The organism is Pseudomonas coronafaciens pv. oryzae str. 1_6 (assembly GCF_000156995.2).
Taxonomy (GTDB): domain Bacteria; phylum Pseudomonadota; class Gammaproteobacteria; order Pseudomonadales; family Pseudomonadaceae; genus Aquipseudomonas; species Aquipseudomonas tremae.
Genome location: NZ_CP046035.1, coordinates 1891820 through 1911926 on the forward strand (window position 1 = coordinate 1891820; position 20107 = coordinate 1911926).

At 57.8% G+C, this 20107-nt stretch carries 21 protein-coding genes; 13 read left to right on the forward strand and 8 right to left on the reverse strand.

Annotated elements, in window-relative coordinates; genetic code table 11:
- Nucleotides 1–2: 2 nt before the first annotated feature.
- Nucleotides 3–1295: an MFS transporter gene (tcuC, locus tag POR16_RS08600; RefSeq protein WP_005887534.1), complete on the reverse strand. Its 1293-nt coding sequence runs from the start codon at nucleotides 1293–1295 to the stop codon at nucleotides 3–5.
- Between the two features lie 376 nt (nucleotides 1296–1671).
- Here tcuC and POR16_RS08605 point away from each other — a divergent pair, with 376 nt between their 5' ends.
- Nucleotides 1672–2715 (forward strand): FAD:protein FMN transferase, encoded by a 1044-nt coding sequence (locus POR16_RS08605; RefSeq protein ID WP_005887536.1) that lies wholly within the window; start codon nucleotides 1672–1674, stop codon nucleotides 2713–2715.
- Nucleotides 2716–2877: 162 nt separating this feature from the next.
- The gene (gene sthA, locus POR16_RS08610) at nucleotides 2878–4272 is read left to right on the forward strand and encodes a Si-specific NAD(P)(+) transhydrogenase (protein WP_005887538.1); all 1395 of its coding nucleotides are present in this window, start codon (nucleotides 2878–2880) and stop codon (nucleotides 4270–4272) included.
- Between the two features lie 42 nt (nucleotides 4273–4314).
- Here the strand turns inward: sthA and POR16_RS08615 are convergent, their stop codons facing one another.
- Nucleotides 4315–5037, reverse strand: a complete 723-nt coding sequence (locus POR16_RS08615; RefSeq protein ID WP_024670680.1) for a glycerophosphodiester phosphodiesterase — start codon at nucleotides 5035–5037, stop codon at nucleotides 4315–4317.
- Between the two features lie 57 nt (nucleotides 5038–5094).
- Nucleotides 5095–5682: a PilZ domain-containing protein gene (locus POR16_RS08620; RefSeq protein WP_005887543.1), complete on the reverse strand. Its 588-nt coding sequence runs from the start codon at nucleotides 5680–5682 to the stop codon at nucleotides 5095–5097.
- 102 nt (nucleotides 5683–5784) lie between these two features.
- On the opposite strand from POR16_RS08620, the gene POR16_RS08625 reads away from it, so the two are divergent.
- The 4 genes from POR16_RS08625 to queF all read left to right on the forward strand — a co-directional run bounded on the left by POR16_RS08625 (nucleotide 5785) and on the right by queF (nucleotide 10022).
- On the forward strand, nucleotides 5785–7035 hold the full coding sequence (locus tag POR16_RS08625; RefSeq protein WP_005887544.1) for a lipoprotein-releasing ABC transporter permease subunit: 1251 nt from the start codon (nucleotides 5785–5787) through the stop codon (nucleotides 7033–7035).
- Nucleotides 7036–7042: 7 nt separating this feature from the next.
- Nucleotides 7043–7726 carry a lipoprotein-releasing ABC transporter ATP-binding protein LolD gene (gene lolD, locus POR16_RS08630; protein ID WP_173402282.1) on the forward strand — a complete coding sequence of 228 codons (684 nt, stop codon included), beginning with the start codon at nucleotides 7043–7045 and terminating at the stop codon, nucleotides 7724–7726.
- Between the two features lie 72 nt (nucleotides 7727–7798).
- Nucleotides 7799–9043: a lipoprotein-releasing ABC transporter permease subunit gene (locus tag POR16_RS08635; protein WP_005887547.1), complete on the forward strand. Its 1245-nt coding sequence runs from the start codon at nucleotides 7799–7801 to the stop codon at nucleotides 9041–9043.
- 148 nt (nucleotides 9044–9191) lie between these two features.
- Nucleotides 9192–10022 (forward strand): NADPH-dependent 7-cyano-7-deazaguanine reductase QueF, encoded by an 831-nt coding sequence (gene queF / locus POR16_RS08640; RefSeq protein ID WP_005887548.1) that lies wholly within the window; start codon nucleotides 9192–9194, stop codon nucleotides 10020–10022.
- 257 nt (nucleotides 10023–10279) lie between these two features.
- Here the strand turns inward: queF and POR16_RS08645 are convergent, their stop codons facing one another.
- Together POR16_RS08645 and POR16_RS08650 are read right to left on the reverse strand one after the other, a co-directional pair.
- Nucleotides 10280–10549 (reverse strand): DUF4404 family protein, encoded by a 270-nt coding sequence (locus tag POR16_RS08645; RefSeq protein WP_005887549.1) that lies wholly within the window; start codon nucleotides 10547–10549, stop codon nucleotides 10280–10282.
- Between the two features lie 103 nt (nucleotides 10550–10652).
- A complete protein-coding gene (locus POR16_RS08650; protein ID WP_005887550.1) occupies nucleotides 10653–11261 on the reverse strand; it encodes an HAD superfamily inactivated hydrolase PcrP in 609 nt (202 codons plus the stop codon).
- 202 nt (nucleotides 11262–11463) lie between these two features.
- Here POR16_RS08650 and POR16_RS08655 point away from each other — a divergent pair, with 202 nt between their 5' ends.
- Entirely contained in the window at nucleotides 11464–12165 is a 702-nt protein-coding gene (locus tag POR16_RS08655) for an MlaA family lipoprotein (RefSeq protein WP_005887552.1), read from the forward strand.
- Between the two features lie 88 nt (nucleotides 12166–12253).
- Here the strand turns inward: POR16_RS08655 and POR16_RS08660 are convergent, their stop codons facing one another.
- A complete protein-coding gene (locus tag POR16_RS08660) occupies nucleotides 12254–12553 on the reverse strand; it encodes a PilZ domain-containing protein (RefSeq protein WP_005887554.1) in 300 nt (99 codons plus the stop codon).
- A 268-nt stretch (nucleotides 12554–12821) separates the two neighbouring features.
- Between POR16_RS08660 and rssB the strand changes: the two genes are divergently transcribed.
- Both rssB and rssC read left to right on the forward strand, forming a co-directional pair.
- Nucleotides 12822–14006 carry a two-component system response regulator RssB gene (rssB, locus tag POR16_RS08665; RefSeq protein ID WP_005887555.1) on the forward strand — a complete coding sequence of 395 codons (1185 nt, stop codon included), beginning with the start codon at nucleotides 12822–12824 and terminating at the stop codon, nucleotides 14004–14006.
- Nucleotides 14003–14488 carry an anti-sigma factor antagonist RssC gene (rssC, locus tag POR16_RS08670; protein WP_005887556.1) on the forward strand — a complete coding sequence of 162 codons (486 nt, stop codon included), beginning with the start codon at nucleotides 14003–14005 and terminating at the stop codon, nucleotides 14486–14488. The genes rssB and rssC overlap by 4 nt, the downstream gene beginning before the upstream one ends.
- Before the next feature lie 78 nt (nucleotides 14489–14566).
- On the opposite strand, the gene tal is transcribed toward rssC, so the two are convergent.
- Entirely contained in the window at nucleotides 14567–15493 is a 927-nt protein-coding gene (gene tal / locus POR16_RS08675; protein WP_005887557.1) for a transaldolase, read from the reverse strand.
- Between the two features lie 282 nt (nucleotides 15494–15775).
- Between tal and POR16_RS08680 the strand changes: the two genes are divergently transcribed.
- The 4 genes from POR16_RS08680 (at nucleotide 15776) to POR16_RS08695 (ending at nucleotide 19188) form a co-directional block, all read left to right on the forward strand.
- The gene (locus POR16_RS08680; protein ID WP_005887559.1) at nucleotides 15776–17026 is read left to right on the forward strand and encodes a M20/M25/M40 family metallo-hydrolase; all 1251 of its coding nucleotides are present in this window, start codon (nucleotides 15776–15778) and stop codon (nucleotides 17024–17026) included.
- Between the two features lie 140 nt (nucleotides 17027–17166).
- Nucleotides 17167–17607 carry a LexA family protein gene (locus POR16_RS08685; RefSeq protein ID WP_005887561.1) on the forward strand — a complete coding sequence of 147 codons (441 nt, stop codon included), beginning with the start codon at nucleotides 17167–17169 and terminating at the stop codon, nucleotides 17605–17607.
- 76 nt (nucleotides 17608–17683) lie between these two features.
- Complete coding sequence (locus tag POR16_RS08690) at nucleotides 17684–17923, forward strand: hypothetical protein (RefSeq protein WP_005887563.1); 240 nt, start codon at nucleotides 17684–17686, stop codon at nucleotides 17921–17923.
- 137 nt (nucleotides 17924–18060) lie between these two features.
- Complete coding sequence (locus POR16_RS08695) at nucleotides 18061–19188, forward strand: sensor histidine kinase (protein WP_005887565.1); 1128 nt, start codon at nucleotides 18061–18063, stop codon at nucleotides 19186–19188.
- Between the two features lie 85 nt (nucleotides 19189–19273).
- Here the strand turns inward: POR16_RS08695 and POR16_RS08700 are convergent, their stop codons facing one another.
- Nucleotides 19274–20089 carry an isocitrate lyase/PEP mutase family protein gene (locus tag POR16_RS08700; RefSeq protein ID WP_005887567.1) on the reverse strand — a complete coding sequence of 272 codons (816 nt, stop codon included), beginning with the start codon at nucleotides 20087–20089 and terminating at the stop codon, nucleotides 19274–19276.
- Nucleotides 20090–20107 lie beyond the last annotated feature (18 nt).

The following is a 20107-nucleotide window of genomic DNA, read 5'->3' on the forward strand; positions in this document are numbered from 1 at the left end:
AATCAGCTGGCGGAAGCCGCGACTGGTGCTTCAAGCTTTTGCCCGTTCTTGCGGAACAGTACCAGCGTCGCGATCAGACCCAGCACGGCTGCGCCGGTCAGCCATATGCCTGGCGCTGCCTTGTTGCCCAGCTCGTGGATCAGGTAGGTGCAGGCCGCAGGCGTAAAGCCACCGAAGGTCGCCGTTGCCAGGCTGTAGGCCAGCGAGAAGCCGGTGGTGCGCACATCGACCGGCATGATCTCGGTCAGGGCCACGACCATTGCGCCGTTGTAAGAGCCATACAGGAACGACAGCCACAGCTCGACCATCAGCAGGTTGCCGAAGCTCGGGTGCGCAACCAGCCAGGACAGCGCAGGGTAGGCGGTAGCAATGGCCAGCACTGTCGCCGCAATCAGCAGCGGCTTGCGGCCGATACGGTCCGAGAACGAACCCATGATCGGCAACCAGATGAAGTTCGACACGCCGACACAGACCGTCACCAGCAGGCTTTCGAGGTCAGTCAGGTTCAGCTCGTTCTTGCCGAACGTCGGGGTATAGGCTGTGATCAGGTAGAAGGTCACAGTGGTCATGACCACCAGCGCCATGCCACCCAGCACCAAGCCGAAGTTCTGGCCGATCGAGCGCACGACTTCACGCAGGGTTGGACGATGCGTGCGGGCTTCGAACTCAGGAGACTCTTCCAGCGAGCGGCGGATGATGAAGATTGCTGGCACGATCAGGCAGCCGATCAGGAACGGCACGCGCCAGCCCCATTCACCCATTTGCTCCGGGCTCAGCCAGTGGTTCAGGCCAACGCCCAGCAGACCGGCGAACACCACGGCAGCCTGTTGACTGGCGGACTGCCAACTGACGAAGAAGCCTTTGCGGCCCGGGGTCGAGATTTCAGCCAGATAGACCGAAACACCGCCCAGTTCCACGCCCGCTGAAAAGCCCTGCAGCAGGCGACCCAGCAGTACGAGCAACGGCGCAATCACGCCCAGCGTGGCATAACCTGGCACGCAAGCAATCAGCAGAGTGCCCATTGCCATCATTGCAAGGGTGATAATCAGTCCCTTGCGCCGTCCGTGACGGTCAATGTAGGCGCCGAGAAAGATTGCTCCCAACGGGCGCATCAGGAAGCCTGCGCCGAAGGTCGCCAGCGATAGCATCAACGATGCAAAAGCGCTGTCGGAAGGGAAGAAGGTCTTGGCAATGGCCGTGGCATAAAAGCCGTAGACCATGAAATCGAACATCTCGAGGAAGTTACCGCTGACAACGCGAAAGATCGCTTTGCCCTTACTGGTGCTGGAGGCCATTTAGTTACTCGCTCAGGCTCGTCGGCTTGGAGTCCGTTGTCGTTGTTATCCGTTTACATCGCCGCTACGTGTGTGCGAATGGCGATGCACACTTGTAACAGTATGTGTAAAGAGGCTCAAAAACAACCGTTTCGGCGATTTGCTATCAACTGACGAGCACTTGACAGATGGGAAAAATAAGACAGCGTCGTCAGGCGTGGTGGTGGCGTATCCAATGAAGAATGAATGGGCTGAACGCTCGTATGGGAACCCTCTGACTGTCAGAGACCACTCACTGCTCCGTTCATCCTCGCCTGGGCGTTGTTTATGGCGCGCCCCGCTATGCTGCGATGAACATCTTTCTGACTTGCCCGCCATTGCATGCAAGTTGCTTTGAATGGTTTTTAAGCTGCGGGGCACGGATTTGCGCGGGTTTGGCAGAATTGCAGGGTGCCTGGTGTTACTTGTGTGCGGCGGTTGTGGTCGCGAGCGAACGCTGGAAAGCTTCGGCGGGCCGACCATGGGCAGTCACTACTCTGTGGTGTATGTGCGCGCTGCCGGCCAGCCCGAGGCAGCAGCGTTGCGGCCAGAGGTAGAGGCGATTCTTGACGAGGTCGATCACCAGATGTCGCTTTGGCGTAGCGACTCGGACATTGAACGCTTCAATGCGCTGCCTGCCAACAGCTGTCAGATCATGCCCGAATCAATCCTCAAGCTTATCGGTGTCGGCGAACAGCTCTCCCGAGACAGCGACGGCGCCTTTGACTTAACAGTCAAACCGCTGGCGGACTTGTGGGGGCTGGGTGCTCATGGGCCTCTCGAACAAAGGCCGTCGGCACGACAACTGGACGTGACCCGCAAGATCGTCGGCTATCGCAACTTGCGTATCGTCGGCCAGCAACTGTGCAAGAGCGCTGCTGTGCAGGTAGACCTCAACAGTATCGCCGCCGGTCACGCGGTCGACCGTATCAGCCAACTGATGAGCACGTTGGGGTTGCACGATTACCTGGTGCAGGCCACAGGCGAAATGAAAGTCAGCGGTTTCAAGCCCGACGGCTCGCCCTGGCGGGTGACCCTCGATGTGCCAGGCAGTGAGGGATACGCCACGCAAAAAGTGTTTCCCCTGAACGGTTACGCTGTTTCTACCTCGGGCGACTACCATCGTTACACCGAAACCGATGGCCTGCGTATTTCCGACACGCTAGACGCGCGGACCGGCAGACCCATCCAGCACGCGCTGGCCTCTGTCACTGTTATTCACCCCTCTGCACTGATGGCTGATGGTCTGTCTTCCCTGTTACTGATGCTCGGTCCGGAGCGAGGCTGGAATTATGCGCAGGAACACAAGATCCCTGCTTTTTTTGTGATTCATGCCGATAAGCACTTTATCATCCGTAGCAACGCGTCGTTTGATCGCCTGGCTGTGGAGCAACCGCGATAAGGCGAGAGCACGGAACAGCCGATAACGCACCCTGCGCAGACAAAAATTGGCCTTCGACGCGACCAAGGGTTAATGTTCCCCGCCTCGTTGAAGCGCTAAACTGCGCCGCGTGATTTAGCCAGAGATGCCAAAGTGGCGCCTCGGTCTGTTTAAGGAGTACGCATGGCTGTCTACAACTACGACGTAGTAGTACTGGGTTCCGGCCCTGCCGGAGAAGGGGCGGCAATGAATGCCGCCAAGGCGGGGCGCAAGGTCGCCATGGTCGACAGCCGTCGGCAGGTGGGCGGCAACTGCACCCATTTGGGCACCATACCGTCCAAGGCTCTGCGTCACTCGGTCAAGCAGATCATCCAGTTCAACACCAACCCCATGTTTCGGGCCATCGGCGAGCCACGCTGGTTTTCGTTTCCGGATGTGTTGAAAAACGCCGAAATGGTCATCTCCAAGCAAGTGGCTTCGCGCACCGCCTACTACGCTCGCAACCGCGTCGATGTGTTCTTCGGCACCGGCAGTTTCGCCGACGAGACCAGCATCAACGTGGTCTGTTCCAACGGCGTCGTGGAAAAACTGGTTGCCAACCAGATCATCATCGCCACCGGTTCGCGGCCTTACCGCCCTGCGGATATCGATTTCAGCCACAAGCGTATCTACGACAGCGACACCATCCTCAGCCTGGGCCACACCCCACGCAAACTGATCATCTACGGTGCTGGCGTAATCGGCTGCGAGTACGCGTCGATCTTCAGCGGTCTGGGTGTTCTGGTCGAGCTGGTGGACAACCGTGATCAGTTGCTGAGCTTCCTGGATTCGGAAATCTCTCAGGCGCTGAGCTATCACTTCAGCAACAACAACGTGATGGTTCGCCACAACGAAGAATACGAAAAGGTCGAAGGCCTGGATAACGGTGTTGTTCTGCACCTGAAGTCCGGCAAGAAAATCAAGGCGGACGCCTTGCTGTGGTGCAACGGACGTACCGGCAACACCGACAAGCTGGGGCTGGAGAATATCGGCCTGAAGGCCAACGGTCGCGGCCAGATCGAAGTGGACGAGACCTACAGCACCAGCGTTTCCAACGTCTTCGGCGCCGGTGATGTGATCGGCTGGCCCAGTCTGGCCAGTGCCGCCTATGACCAGGGTCGTTCAGCGGCGGGCAGCGTGGTCGACAACGGCAGCTGGCGCTACGTCAACGACGTGCCGACCGGGATCTACACCATCCCCGAGATCAGTTCGATCGGCAAGAACGAGCACGAACTCACTCAGGCCAAGGTGCCTTACGAAGTCGGCAAGGCGTTCTTCAAGGGCATGGCCCGTGCGCAGATCTCCGGTGAGCGGGTCGGGATGCTGAAGATCCTGTTCCACCGTGAAACGCTTGAAGTGCTGGGCGTGCACTGCTTCGGCGACCAGGCGTCCGAAATCGTACACATCGGTCAGGCCATTATGAGTCAGCCGGGTGATGCGAACACGATCAAGTACTTCGTCAACACCACGTTCAACTACCCGACCATGGCCGAAGCCTACCGGGTAGCTGCTTACGACGGCCTCAACCGGCTTTTTTAAGCGACTCCGGCCGGTGGCCTGAGCCGGCCGGGGAGACCGATTTCAGTGATTCCCGAGCGTGGCGGTGGCCAAACCGGGAAAGTCTGTAATCAGGCTGTCGACGCCGAAATCAGCGAGCCTGCGCATCAGTGCAGGTTCGTTGACCGTCCATACCGACACATGCAGGCCCTGACGTTGTGCTTTCTGCAGGCGCTCCGGGGTACACAGTGTCCAGTTCAATGCGAGCATTTCACAGCCATAGTTCTGCGCAACCTTCAACGGGTCGAGCCAGGCGTATTCGGCTACCAGCCCGCGCGATATATCAGGCGTCAGCTCAAGGGCTGCGCGCAGAACTTCACGTGAGCTGGAGGTGATGGTCACCTTGTCCAGCAGCCCGTGACGCTGCACCATTTCCCGGATTGCCAGCACGGTGTTGGCCGCGCGAGTGCGTGAGGCGCTTTTGACCTCGAGCTGCCAGTGGTCGAAATCGCACTGTTCGAACAGCTCTTCCAGACGCGGGATGGGGCAGGGCGATACCCAGCCCGGACCACCTTTGCGCGCGTCGTAGTTCACCAGGTCGGCGGCAAGATGCTCGTTGACCTTGCCGCGCCGATCGGTGGTGCGCTTGAGAGTCGTGTCATGGATGACCATCAACTCTCCGTCCAGTGACATGTGCAGATCCAGTTCACAGCGACGTACGCCGTGCTTGAGGCACTGCTGGAAGCTGACCAAGGTGTTTTCCGGTGCTTCGCCCTTGGCGCCGCGGTGGCCGTAGATAAGGGTCACGTTTACTCCTGGCCGTTAAGGCGCCGATTGCTGATGTGAAATAAAGATGGCGGGCAGTCAGTTCCCGGAAGGCTGACCTTGTTCCAGTGCCTGACGTCGATGCTGGGCCTGACGCTGCAATACATGGCGCGCGAGCAATTGGCGTTGCGCGTCCGGCAGGTTGACGAATTCAGTGCTGACGTCGAAATTACCGTCGGCCAATGCATCGCACTGAGACACTCTGGCGCGCAGCATAAGGCCCGCTGCCTGAGGCATCAGCACCATCTTGATCGACAGTTGTTCGCCTGTTGCAAAACCTTGTTGCGAATTGAATTGAATGCCGCCTTCGGACAGTTTTACCGGCTGAGGAGCCCCCAGTTTGCCCAGTGCGGTGTGCGCAACCACCTCGCCCAGCAGGTCGATGCGCTTGCTCAGGGATTTGAGAAAGCTGTTCAACACCCGGTCGCGTTCGTCGAGCTGGCGCATCAGGTGCTGCGATTCGAACTCGCTGACGTGCAGTTCGCTGAGCAGGTCGAACAGCGTCGAAGTGTCCTGTATGGCATCCTGGCTTGCCTGATCGGCGGAAGACAGGGGGTTAATTTCCAGTGCGACGCTGTCGTCGATACGGTAGTATTCGCGGCGTCCTGCTTCATCTAATGTCGACATGGCGAACCCAAGCTAACGGCGGTGGTCAGAGATTTCCGAGTGTAAAGCTGCACAGCAAGGCCCGCCACATGGACGTCCTCATTCCTGCGAACAAATTCCTACATGTTCAGACCTCTTTTTGTATTCATCGGCACGCGCTACACCCGTGCGAAGCGACGCAACCACTTCGTTTCCTTCATTTCCCTGACGTCCATGATCGGCCTCGCCCTCGGTGTTGTGGTGATGATAGTCGTGTTATCGGTGATGAACGGTTTCGATCACGAAATGCGTACCCGCGTGCTTGGCATGGTGCCACACGCAACCATCGAATCCGCTGACCCGATCACCGACTGGCGTGGCCTGGCGGCCAAGGTGCAGGAAAACCCCCAGGTGCTGGCGGTTGCGCCTTTCACCCAGATGCAGGGTTTGCTGACCCATGACGGCAAGGTGCAGAAGGTCTTGCTCAACGGCATCGACCCGGTTGAAGAGCGCAAGGTCTCGATCATCGATAACTTCATCAAGCAAGGTCGGCTCGACAGCCTGTCGCCCGGCAGCTTCGGGATCATGATCGGCGACAAGGCTGCGGCCAAGCTGGGTGTGGTGGTAGGCGACAAACTGACCTTCGTTGCACCGGAAGTCACTGTCACGCCAGCCGGCATGTTTCCGCGCATGAAGCGTTTCGAGGTGACCGGCATTTTTCATGTGGGTGCTGGCGAAATCGACGGCTTTTTGGGGCTGACCAACCTGGACGACCTGGCCCGTCTGCATCGCTGGAAGCCTCATCAGGTGCAGGGCCTGCGTCTGAAGTTCGATGACTTGTTCGCAGCGCCGCGCACTTCGTGGGAAATCGCCCAGAAACTGGGCGAAAACAATTTCTATTCCCGTGACTGGACGCGCACTCACGGCAACCTCTATCAGGCCATCCGCATGGAAAAAGCCATGATCGGGCTGTTGCTGTTGCTGATTGTGGCCGTCGCGGCGTTCAACATCATTTCCACGCTGGTGATGGTGGTCAATGACAAGAAAGGCGACATCGCGATTCTGCGCACACTGGGCGCCACGCCCCGGCAGATCATGGCGATCTTCATGGTGCAAGGCACGGTGATCGGTGTGGTCGGTACGCTGATCGGCGCGGGGCTGGGCATTCTGGCTGCGCTCAATGTCAGCGCCGCGATTTCGCTGCTTGAAGGGTTGATCGGCCACAAATTCTTGAACGCCGACGTGTATTTCATTGATTACCTGCCTTCGCAGCTGATGGCCCAGGACGTGTTCCAGGTCTGCGGTGCAGCGTTGGTCCTGAGTTTCCTCGCCACCCTGTATCCCGCCTGGCGTGCTGCGCGCACCCAGCCGGCGGAGGCGTTACGTTATGAGTGAGTCGGGCATGTCTGATAAAGCAGTATTGAGTTGCCGGAACCTGGGTAAGTCCTACGAGGAAGGCCCGGAGTCGGTGGTGGTGTTGTCCGGTCTGCAACTTGAATTGCACCCTGGCGAACGCGTGGCGATTGTCGGTACCTCGGGTTCGGGTAAAAGTACCTTGCTGAACCTGCTGGGCGGGCTGGACACGCCTTCGCAAGGCAGCGTCTGGCTGGCAGGTGAAGAGTTATCGGCGCTCGGCGAAAAGGCCCGCGGGCTGTTGCGTAACCGTGCATTGGGCTTCGTCTACCAGTTTCACCACCTGCTGCCCGAATTCACTGCGCTGGAAAACGTCTGCATGCCGTTGTTGATCGGCCGCACGGCAATTCCCGAAGCACGTCAGCGTGCCACGGCGTTGCTGGAGCGCGTCGGTCTCGGTCATCGTCTGGCGCACAAGCCTTCGGAGCTTTCGGGCGGCGAGCGTCAGCGCGTGGCCATTGCCCGCGCATTGGTCAATCAGCCAGGTCTGGTCATGCTCGACGAGCCCACCGGCAACCTCGACCACCACACCGCGCAGGGTATTCAGGACTTGATGCGCGAACTGAGCACGTCATCGCGCACCGCGTTTCTGGTCGTCACTCATGACATGGGTCTTGCCAGGCAGATGGACCGCGTGCTGCGCCTTGAAAACGGTCACCTGGTCGAGGCTTGATTACCGGCCCGGCGCAATCCATCGCGTCGGGTTTCATATTTTTACGACGCTATTTTCCACGGTGCTTCGCGAATGTTCAGACCGTTACCCATCTTCATCGGCATGCGCTATACCCGCGCCAAACGCCGCAAAAGCTTCATCTCGTTCATTTCGATGACCTCGATGATCGGTCTGGCACTGGGTGTGCTGGCAATGATCGTGGTGTTGTCGGTCATGAACGGTTTTCAGCGCGAAATGAGCTCCCGGATTCTGGGCATGGTGCCGCACGCTGTCATCGCCGGTAATACGCCGGTGGGTGACTGGAAGCCGCTTGCTGCCGCTGCGTTGAAAAACCCTGAGGTCACCGCCGCCGTGCCGTTTACCGACATGGAGGGCATGCTGTCCTACAAGGGTTCTATGCAGCCTATCCAGATCAGTGGCGTCGATCCCGCGCTGGAGCATGAGGTTTCGATCGTTACGCAGCACATTACCCGTGGCAGTATCGAAGACCTGAAGCCTGGCGAGTTCGGCGTGGTGCTGGGTGATCTCACCGCACGTCGCTTTCGCCTGACCATTGGCGACAAACTGACCTTGATCGTGCCTGAAGTCAGCAGCGCGCCGGGTGGCATCACACCGCGTATGCAACGCTTGACCGTGGTCGGTATCTTCAAGGTCGGCGCAGAACTTGACGGCTCTATGGGGCTTATAAATATTGCCGACGCTGCGCAGATGCAGCGCTGGCAGCCTGATCAGGTGCAAGGCGTGCGGCTGGCGCTGAAGGACCTGTACAAGGCGCCTCAAGTGTCGACTGCCATTGCGGCGGGGCTAGGTGACGGCTATCACGCCGACGACTGGACCCATACGCAGGGAAGCCTGTTCAGCGCCATGAAAATGGAAAAGACCATGATCGGCCTGTTGTTGCTGATGATCGTCGCTGTAGCAGCGTTCAACATCATTGCCACGCTGATCATGGTGGTCAATGACAAGGGCGCGGACATCGCCATTCTGCGCACCATCGGTGCCACACCCCGGCAGATCATGGCGATCTTTATGGTTCAGGGCACGGTGATCGGTATCGTCGGCACACTGATCGGTGGTGTTCTCGGTATCATTGCCGCGTTGAACGTCAGCAGTCTGGTGGGCTGGATCGAGCGGGTCAGCGGGCAACATATTTTCAGTTCCGACGTGTACTTCATCAGCAACCTGCCTTCCGAGCTGCAAGGCGGCGATGTGCTGCTGATCTGCAGCGCTGGCTTCATTCTGAGTTTTCTCGCTACGGTTTACCCGGCGTGGCGCGCTGCGCAAATCCAGCCGGCGCACGCGCTGCGCTATGAATGACGCGCTGCAAGCCATCTGACGCCCCGCTAAATGCCTCGCGGCACCGTAACCCGGTCCGCGACGGCGCACAGACAGACGCGGATTTTCGCTGAAAGCCCGCCGCAAACCCGATAAACTCGCCGCGTTAATCCACGATCCAGGTATCGCCATGCATCCCGCAGCCGAACACTCGCCGCTGGGCAAGTCCAGTGAGTACATCGCCACCTATACGCCGTCCCTGTTATTCCCGATCCCTCGTGCCGCAAAATGGGCCGAACTGGGGCTGACGGCGCAGACGCTGCCTTACCAGGGTGTGGATTTCTGGAACTGCTACGAGCTCTCCTGGCTGCTGCCGTCCGGCAAGCCGGTGGTCGCGATTGCCGAGTTCAGCATTCTGGCTGATTCGCCGAACATCATCGAGTCGAAGTCGTTCAAGCTGTACCTCAACTCGTTGAACCAGACTGCTTTCGACAGTGTTGCAAACGTGCAAACCACTCTTGAGCAGGACCTTTCAGCTGCTGCAGGCAAGCCGGTTGGCGTACGTATTCGCAGCCTGTCCGAGATCGAGAGCGAGGGTGTCGCGGCGCTGCCGGGTGTTTGCATCGATGACCTGGACATAGTGGTCAGCAGCTATGACCGCCCGCAGCCCGAGTTGCTGCGTTGCGATGATTCCCGGATTGTCGAAGAAAGCGTATACAGCCACTTGCTCAAATCCAATTGCCCGGTGACCAGCCAGCCTGATTGGGGCAGCGTGGTCGTCGAGTATCGCGGCGCAGCTCTGGATCACTCGAGCCTGCTGGCCTACATCGTCAGCTTTCGCCAGCACTCCGACTTTCATGAGCAGTGTGTAGAAAGAATCTTCCTCGACCTGCAGCGCCTGCTCAAGCCGGAAAAGCTGACGGTTTACGCACGCTACGTACGCCGCGGTGGCCTGGACATCAACCCGTATCGCAGCACTGAAGTGCTCGACGTGGACAATCGCAGGCTGGCACGGCAGTAATTTAGTAACGCTCGTGCTCAGCGTCGTAAGCAAGTCCTGAGATGCCTATGAAGTATGCCTCCGCCCGGAGGGCGTGGGAGCGAACTGCCGGGGACCGGCAGAAGAATCCGCTTCCCTGACTGCACCTGATGTACCGTACCCACCGGTTTCACCGTCGGTTCGCGGACAAGCGAAGCTTCGCTCGGTCCGCTCCTGCGTAAGCTCCGGTTTTCAGGCTTCTGAGAACTTTTATATAGCGTTTAAGCAACGCAACCCCATCAAACCCCGATGTTACCCAACGTCTGCACAATGTTTCGCAGTGTTCCGGCGATAGTCGGATGTTCCAGTTCGAACCGCTCGACCGCAAGGTTCACGCCATCTGCCAGGCTGCTGTCCTGTTCATGGGTTGCCTGTTCGAGCTGAATTTTAGTTTCAATTTGTTGCATGAGGTCGTGCAGGTTTTCCCGCTCGGCTTCTGAAAGCGGCGGGTTATGTTCAAGCTGCTCGCGCAGGGTATTGAGTTGTTCTTGAAGTTCGCGGGCGGGCATGACGTGCTCCTTGATTGATAAGTCTGTCTCATGGACTTCGCCGAAAGGCTAAAGGTCCACCATGACGCAAGACTAATCCAGTAAGCACGCCTCTGCATGTGTATCAGGGTTTTTCGCCCTTGCTGCGTCGCAACGCGATGTCCGCCAGACAGGATTCCAGTTCGCCCAGATGGTCAATCACAGAATGCACGCCCAGCGCGTAAAGCTTGAGTGTGGCCCTGGCTCGTCGCTGTTCGCGCTCGGCATCACTGAGGGCTTGCCATTGCGTTGGAGAAAGCCCGCACAGGGGGCCGCATGAGGCCAGACCGATGGTCCACAACCCGGCGTTCAGGCCGGACTGCAACAGGCGCGGATCGCCGCTGATCAATACGCAGCCCTCAAGATGACTGACGTTCAACGCCATCAGAGCCATCCAGCAGGCGTCGGGGGCAGGCCAGGCGGCGCTTGGCCGCGGCGCAGGGATGACCCATTCGTTCACCGGGGCGGCAAGCGTTTCGCTCAGCGCATCGGGAAGTTCATCAATCCAGGCGCACGGCATGCCTTTGGCACGCAACGCTTTGAGGGCCTGCTCGGCACCTGGTGTGAGTTGCGCGTGTTCGCGGTCGAGTTTGCGGGCATCGCCTGCCTGTGCGCCAAAGTCCACCAGGCAGCCGCTGAGGCCGAAGAGCAGGGCGGGGAAAGTTGGCAGAGGGGTGAGCACAGGCGCGAGCATGAGGATGTCTCTGAAATAACCAGAGACGCTACCGGTCTTGTGTGACACTTCAATGAACGTGCGATGACGAGGTTTATCCGCCTCCCTTTGCTGACAGATATGCCTTATTCGCGACAGAAGGCTTTATACTCACCTTCTTACTTAGCGTGTGGGGCGTAGCACCCGCGTCATTATTTCGATATCTCGATCAGGAGTGTCAGCTATGCCCGTGACCGGTGCAGGCTTTATCAAACGTTTGATGCAAATGTCCCTCTGCGCTGGCATTGCGCTTGTTCCAGTGGCCGTACAGGCTGCCGAGGACGATCCATGGGAAGGCATCAACCGCTCCATTTTCACCTTTAACGATACCCTTGATACCTACACCCTCAAGCCACTGGCGAAAGGTTATCAATACATCGCACCGCAGTTCGTCGAAGACGGTATCCACAACTTCTTCAACAACATCGGTGATGTCGGCAACCTGGCGAACAATGTACTCCAGGCCAAGCCTGCAGCTGCCGGTGTCGACACCGCGCGCATGATCTTCAACACCACCTTCGGGCTGCTGGGCTTTATCGACGTGGGTACCCGCATGGGCCTGCAGCGCAACGATGAAGACTTCGGCCAGACACTGGGCTATTGGGGCGTACCGAGCGGGCCGTTCGTGGTCATCCCGCTGCTGGGGCCGAGCACCGTGCGTGACGCGTTCGCCAAGTACCCCGACACCTACACTTCGCCATACCGTTACATCGACCATGTGCCTACCCGTAACACGGCGCTGGGCGTCAATCTGGTCGACACGCGGGCCAGTCTGCTGTCGGCCGAACGTATGGTCAGCGGCGACCGTTACACGTTCATCCGCAATGCTTACTTGCAGAACCGCGAGTTCAAGGTCAAGGACGGCAAGGTCGAGGATGATTTTTAATCATCACGCGGCACTTGTCTGAATCAATAAAGGCGACCTTAGGTCGCCTTTATTATTTTTCGAATATGTGAACCCGTTCCGCCTGCGGTCAGCTCATCGAGATGATCGAGAGGCCCAGTTTCTGTCCGCCGCCTTCTACATCATTGACCCAGACTACTTCTGTTTCCGCCTCAAGACCCTTGAGCGCCGGATGGTCGGAGTCGATACTCACGCTGAGTCGATCGCCCACCTGAAACGAGCGGGGCGCCTGGACCTGCATGCCCGAGCTGGAAAGATCAATGCACACGGCAGGAATGACCTGGCCTGCGTGAATCAGGTTGACGTCAGCATCAACACGCATGCGGATGTAATCCCGCTTCTCCTCGTAGTCGCGATCATTTCGACTCATGTTCAGTCCTTCGTTTTAGTTGCTGATTTGTCTGTTCTTATAACTCCCGGTGATTTGTGATGTAAAGAGCGCAACGTGAAGGCCGGCGCATGCTTGAAACGCCACTCGGATGGGAGTACCGTCTGCGCCTTGAAGGGCAGCTCTGAAACACGACATGCACAATCAGTTGTGCTCGTGTTATTGCGGAGAGGCTAGAAGCGAATCCAGTAAGCGATTTCCGGTTGAACCGGGTCGCCTACGCCAACCTGATCTGGCGCCGTTTGCCCCCATGCCAAAAACCAGTGCCAAGCTGCTGATTATCGATGACGACGACGTAGTGCGCGCGAGCCTCGCAGCCTACCTGGAAGACAGCGGCTTCAGCGTTCTGCAGGCCAGCAATGGCTTGCAGGGAATTCAGACGTTCGAGCAGGAAACCCCCGATCTGGTGGTCTGCGACCTGCGCATGCCGCAAATGGGTGGCCTCGAGCTTATTCGCCAGGTCACCGCGGTCGCTCCGCAGACGCCTGTTATTGTGGTGTCCGGCGCGGGCGTGATGAGCGATGCGGTCGAGGCCTTGCGCCTTGGCGCTGCCGACTATCTGATCAAGCCCCTCGAAGACCTTGCCGTCCTCGAGCATTCCGTACGCCGTGCGCTGGATCGAGCGCGCCTGCTGACCGAAAATCAGGTTTATCGCGAAAAACTGGAAAAAGCCAATCGCGAACTTGAAGCCAGCCTTCACCTGTTGCAGGAAGATCAGGACGCCGGTCGGCAAGTTCAGATGAACATGCTGCCCATCACGCCGTGGTCGATTGACGCATTCAAGTTCGCGCACCAGATCATTCCTTCGTTGTACCTGTCTGGCGACTTCGTCGATTACTTCCGCGTCGACGAGCGGCGCGTTGCTTTCTATCTGGCGGATGTCTCGGGACATGGCGCTTCATCAGCCTTCATTACTGTGCTGCTGAAGTTCATGACCACGCGCCTGTTGTTTGAGTCCAAGCGCGGCGGGACTTTGCCGGAGTTCAAACCTTCGGATGTGCTCGGGCACATCAACCGCGGGCTGATCAGTTGCAAGCTGGGCAAGCATGTCACCATGGTCGGGGGTGTCATTGACGAGGAGTCGGGTAAACTGACTTACGCCGTCGGTGGGCATCTGCCGCTTCCTGTGTTGTATTCCGAAGGGCAGGCGCATTATCTGGAGGGCCGTGGCTTGCCAGTAGGCCTGTTCAACGAAGCGACCTATCAGGATCACGAGATCGACCTGCCGGCGTCCTTCAGTCTGACCATGCTGTCTGATGGCATACTGGACTTGCTGCCCGGTGATACACTCAAGGAGAAAGAAGCTGTGCTCCCCGAATTGGTGAAGGCAGCTGGCGGCAGCCTGGATGGCTTGCAGCGGGTTTTTGAATTGGCAACGCTAGGGGAGATGCCGGATGATATCGCCTTGTTAGTGTTAAGCAGGAATCTTGAATGAGTACCGGTAGAATCCAGTTCGCCGAGCAGGAAGGCACCTTCGTTCTCAAGTTCGTGGGTGAAGTACGGTTGACGCTGTGTTCGGCCCTGGATGCGACGATAGAGCGCATCTTCACTGCGTTGAATTTCTCGACGGTGGTGATCGATCTGACCGAGACTCGCAGCATTGACAGCACCACCTTGGGGTTGCTGGCCAAACTGTCGATCCTGTCACGGCAAAAGGTGGGCTTGTTGCCGACCCTGGTCACTACCCACGAAGACATCACGCGTCTGCTGCAATCGATGGGCTTCGATCAGGTCTTTAATATCGTCGACCGGCCCTTGCCGCGGCCTGAGTGCCTGACTGACCTGCCATCGCAGGACCAATGCGAAGAGGTGGTCAAGGCCAAGGTGCTTGAAGCGCACAAGATCCTCATGGGCCTCAATGACTCGAATCGCGAAGCGTTCCACGACCTGGTCAATGCACTTGAAGGGCAGCGCTAGGCGAGCCTTTCTCATAACGTACCGAATCGCAGACAGCAAAAAGGGCGACACCCGCGAGGGTGCCGCCCTTTAACGTTTTCAGAGCTTGGCGGACAGCAGCGCTTCCAGCTTTTCCTGGTCGCGAGCGAACTGACGAATACCTTCAGCCAGTTTTTCAGTGGCCATGGCATCTTCGTTAGAGGCCCAGCGGAACTGACTTTCGGTCAGGCTCTGACGCGCCTCGCCTGCATTGCCAGGAGCAAGTTTGCGCTCCAGCGTGCCGGTATCCTCGGCCAGCTTGTTGAGCAACTCGGTGCTGATGGTCAGGCGGTCACAACCAGCCAGTTGTTCGATCTGGTTCAGGTTGCGGAAGCTTGCACCCATGACCACGGTTTTGAAATCGTTGGCCTTGTAGTAGTTGTAAATGCGAGTTACCGACTGTACGCCTGGATCTTCTGCGCCGGTGTAGTCGGTGCCTTCCGCTTTCTTGTACCAGTCGTAGATGCGGCCCACGAACGGCGAAATCAGGAATACGCCGGCTTCGGCACATGCAACGGCTTGCGCGAAGGAGAACAGCAGGGTCAGGTTGGTCTGAATGCCTTGCTTCTCGAGATGTTCGGCGGCGCGGATGCCTTCCCACGTGGCAGCAAGTTTGACCAGCACGCGATCGCGGCTGATGCCTGCCTTGTCGTAAAGATCCATCAGACGCTCGCTGCGGTGGATCAGAGCGTCCTTGTCAAAAGACAGTCGAGCGTCCACCTCGGTGGATACGCGACCGGGTACGACTTTGAGAATCTCCTGGCCGATGGCAACTGCGAAGCGGTCGCAGGCCAGACCGATGTCGCCATTGCTGCCACCGAATGCCTCTTTGAGCATCGGCTTGTTGCTTTCGCTCGATGCCGCTTTAAGCAGCAGGGAGGGGTTGGTAGTAGCGTCCTGCGGCTTGAGCTTTTCGATAGCGCCAAAGTCGCCTGTATCAGCGACGACGGTGGTGAATTGCTTGAGTTGTTCCAGCTTGGAAGTCATGAGCGTGCTCTGTCCTGTGCGGTTGGATGACATTACCCGAGCGCTGCCGCCCACTCAAGGCCGCAGCGCATAACGCATGCAGATGAAGGGCTTCAAGGTCGGCATTGTCGTGAAAACCTTGTAGAGACTGTTTTTGAGCCCATCGCGGACTGCTTGTTCCCTCGGAGTGAATTTAACCGCTCAACCTCTGCGTGCAAGGTCTCTGATCTATAACACGCTGGTGCTCGCAGCAGCGTTGGATAAAGATGTAACTTCAATCTGCACTGATCCGAGGGAACCCGCATGCAACCAGGACGCTCATCCATCGCTGCCGCGATCGGCTTCTCACTGCTGTCCATAAGCGCTTTTGCCGAAGGCCTGTCACCTGACGAACTCTTGAAAAAAGCCCAGGCCGAACAGAAACCTTACCTTGCAACTGTCAAGGAGCTGGTAGACATCGACACCGGTACAGGCCAGGCACCTGGCCTGAAAACCGTCAGCGCCATGCTGGTCGAGCGCCTCAAGGCATTGGGGGCTGAAGTCGCGACGACCCCGGCCGAGCCCTCTGCCGGTGATAACATCGTCGGTACGTTCAAGGGCAACGGTACTCGGTCCTTTTTGCTGATGGTCCACTACGACACGGTATTCGGGCCGGGCACTGCCGCCAGACGACCCTTCAATATCGACAGCGAGCGCGCCTACGGCCCCGGTGTGGCGGACGCCAAGGGTGGCGTAGCGATGATTCTGCATTCGCTGCAATTGTTGCAGGATCAAAACTTCAAGGGCTTCGGCACGCTCACTGTGTTGTTCAATCCAGATGAAGAAACCGGCTCCAGCGGATCAAAAAAAGTCATTGCCGAACTGGCTCGCCAGCACGATTACGTCTTCTCGTACGAGCCCCCTGACAAAGACGCTGTCACTGTCGCGACCAACGGCATCAACGGGCTGATTCTCGACGTCAAAGGCAAGTCTTCGCACGCAGGTTCGGCCCCTGAGGCCGGGCGCAATGCTGCCCTGGAGCTTGCGCACCAGATGCTGCAGCTCAAGGACCTCGGCGATCCGGCCAAAGGCACGACGGTCAACTGGACGCTCAGCAAGGCAGGAGAGAAGCGCAACATCATTCCAGCCAGCGCCTCGGCCGAAGCGGACATGCGCTATTCGGATCTGAGCGAAAGCGACCGGGTGCTTACCGACGGTCAGCGTATCGTGAAGAACACACTGATCGATGGTACCCAGGTGACACTGCGCATGGAAAAGGGCCGCCCACCATTGGCGAAAAACACAGGTTCCGAACAGCTGGCCAGGACTGCGCAGACGCTTTACAAGAAAATCGGTCGTAACATCGAGCCTATTGCCATGCGTTTCGGCACTGACGCAGGCTATGCCTATGTGCCTGGCAGCACCAAACCGGCGGTACTCGAAACGATGGGTGTGGTTGGCGCGGGGCTGCACGCAGACGATGAGTACATAGAGCTGTCGAGCATTGCGCCCAGGCTTTATCTGACCGTGGCACTGATCGAGCAATTGTCGCAGTCCGAAGCGGCACCGCAGTGAGCCTGCGCGAGGCACATGCCAGCCATGCGCTTCGCGCAGATGATTGCCACCCGTCGAGGCTGAGGTATCCGGGATTGACCTGACGCCAGATAACCGATTAACTGTATATATATACAGTTAATCATAAAAGGCTCGCGTTCATGAGTGTCACCTTTCTCGGCCCGCTATCCACGCGGAGCATAGGCCTGCCGTTCGTCTCTCTGTCATCCGTCGGTTCGCAAACGCGTGGGGAGCGTCATGTCTCGATCGCGGAGCTCTGCGAAGTACGCGAGCCTCACGTCTATCTGGCCAGGGTTGAAGACGAGGGCATGCGAGACGCTGCCATGTGCAGCGGAGACATGCTGGTGGTTGATCGCAGCCAATACGCCGAACACGGTGATATCGTTGTCGCCTCACTCAATGCCAGGCAGATATGCCGTCGTTTGCACATGCGTGGCGAGGTGGTAATCCTGGAGTCGGAGAACGCGGACTATCCGCCGCTTCGCGTTACCGACAACGATGATCTGATCATCCTGGGTGTCGTTACCTACAGCCTTAAAAGCCTTATCGAGGAACACGCCGAGCCTTCCAGGGCTGGATGATCTGCCTATTGTCTTGCAATGCATAACGCGCCGTGATCTGCTGCCGCCCCTAGGGTTTTGACCGGGAATTGAACGCATGCAGGAACAACTTGATCAACTTCGACTATCCAAACCCGTCCAGGGAGAGATCAGCGATCTGGTAAGAGCGCTCGACGCCGCCAGTACCCGTGCCGATCTCGAAGCCGAGGCCGCGTTGCAGATCGAATACATTCACGGCTTGGAGGCGTCCAGAAAACTGCGTCCTGCCGACGCCGAGAAGCTATACATCATTTTTGACGATGCCGTTCAGGCTCGCCTTCAGGCGCTGTCCGACTAGGTTTGGTCAACAGGTTGCTGCATCGGCAACCCGAAAATTTTTTCGACAAATATGCACCCTTTCTTCATTCAGGCAGGGTGTCTGACTTAAAGCTCGAACCTGCGGCTCGCATGGTTCTTTTTCAGGTTTGATTTGCTATGCGGTTATCGGGCTTCATTCTTGAAAACATCGAACCTATTGTGCGCGAGTGGACCGATTTCGCACGCACATTGGGAACACCTGGTGAGCCATTGGACTCCAGAGAGCTCAAGGACCATGCCGAGCAGATGCTCCGGGCCATCGCTACAGACCTGCGAACTGATCAGTCGTCTCAGGAGCAGGTCGAAAAATCACAAGGTCAGGTGCTGTCGGATGACCAGACTGCGGCAAAGACTCACGCCATCACCCGATTGATGTCAGGGTTTACCATCGATCAGGTGGTTTCCGAGTTTCGTGCGCTGCGAGCGAGCGTTATCAAGCAATGGATGACCCATCAGACCGCTGACCCGCAGTTGCAGATGGAGGACATGATCCGGTTCAACGAAGCAATCGATCAGGCTCTGGCTGAATCCATATCCAGTTACACGAGCGCGGTTCAGGTTTCACGCAATATTTTTCTCGGTATTCTCGGTCACGATTTGCGCACCCCTTTAAGCGCGATATTGCTCGGCGCTGACGTGTTATTGCGTACTAGCGATCTAGGCGCGCGACCTACCAAGGTCGCCTCGAGGATCTACTCGAGCGTCAAGCGGGCGAGCCAGATCGTCGGCGATCTGCTGGACTTCACCCGTTCACAGATCGGCCCCGGCATTCCGTTGAAAAAGACCAATATAGATATCCAGCCTATCTGCGCGCGGATTGTCGACGAGTCCAGTACGGTCAATCCTGAAGCGGATATTCGCCTGATCTCAAATGACCCGGTCATTGGCAATTTTGATGGTGATCGGCTGGAACAGGTCTTTTCGAACCTGATTGGCAACGCGATACAGCATGGCAGCAGCCGTGATCCTGTTGAAGTAACACTGAATGCCGCTGACGGGATCCTCCAGTTCACCGTACACAACTCGGGCAGTCCGATTCCCGAAGACGTGCTTCCGTTCATTTTCAACCCGATGGACCGCTACTCGCCCGAGAAAATGACCGATAACGGGCCCTACTCGAGCCTGGGGCTTGGTTTGTTCATTGTCGCCAGAATTGTCGATGCACATGGTGGGCGTATCGAGGTGACATCGAAAGCTGACAAAGGAACCACATTTGCGGTGTTCATCCCCCTGAATGCAGAGTGAGCCTTCGCTGTCATTGCTCCATATCCGCACCCTCATCAAATACGGATGCCAGGTTGAGTGCGGTCGCCAGACCTGTCTTTGCTGGCTACCGCATGACATCGTCAAGCTGACTCAGGCTCAGCCCCGATTTTAGAAAATCCAGCCCATCCGGGTTTTCCAGCTGCAACAGAACAGTCGAAATCTGCCGGTAGGCGGCACGAAACAGCGAGCTGCCCAAGCTGATTCGGCGAATGCCGATTGTTCTGAGCCTGTCGACTGTCATGCCGGAAACCGGGATGACACTGAGCGGCTTGGTGAGTGAGCGGCGAATCACTTCAAGATCCTCGATTGACCTCACGCCGGGCGCGAACAGGCAATCAGCTCCAGCTTCTTCAAACGCGACCAGCCGCGCTACGACCTCATTTAGCGAATACTCGTTTGCCCCGAGCAGATAGTCTGTCCTGGCCGTGACGATAAAGTCGGCATCAAGCGCATGGACTGCCCCACTGGCAGCACGCACCCGATCGCATGCTTCTGCGATAGGGAAGTACAGCGGAATGTTCGGGTCACTGTAGTCGGATATATCTTCAATGGACGCACCTGCGCAGCCTATGCTCAAGGCCCGCCTGAAGTGCTCCTCGACCTGCTCCAGCGTTTTTGCCAGCCCATTCTCCAGGTCTGCGGTCACAGGTATGTCCACCGCCCGCACGATACGATCAATTGCCGCAAATCGATCCTCGTTATCCATCGAGGGTGATGAGTCGCGGTAACCCTTTGCATAGGCAATTCCGGCGCTGGTGGTGCCGATACTGGCGTAGCCCATCTGCTGTATAAGCCGCGCGCTTCCCTCGCACCATGCGTTGGGCATGACGAATAACTCATTGCGCTCATGCAATGCTCTGAATGCCTGACATGTGTTCATGGTGGCTCCCTGAAAGCA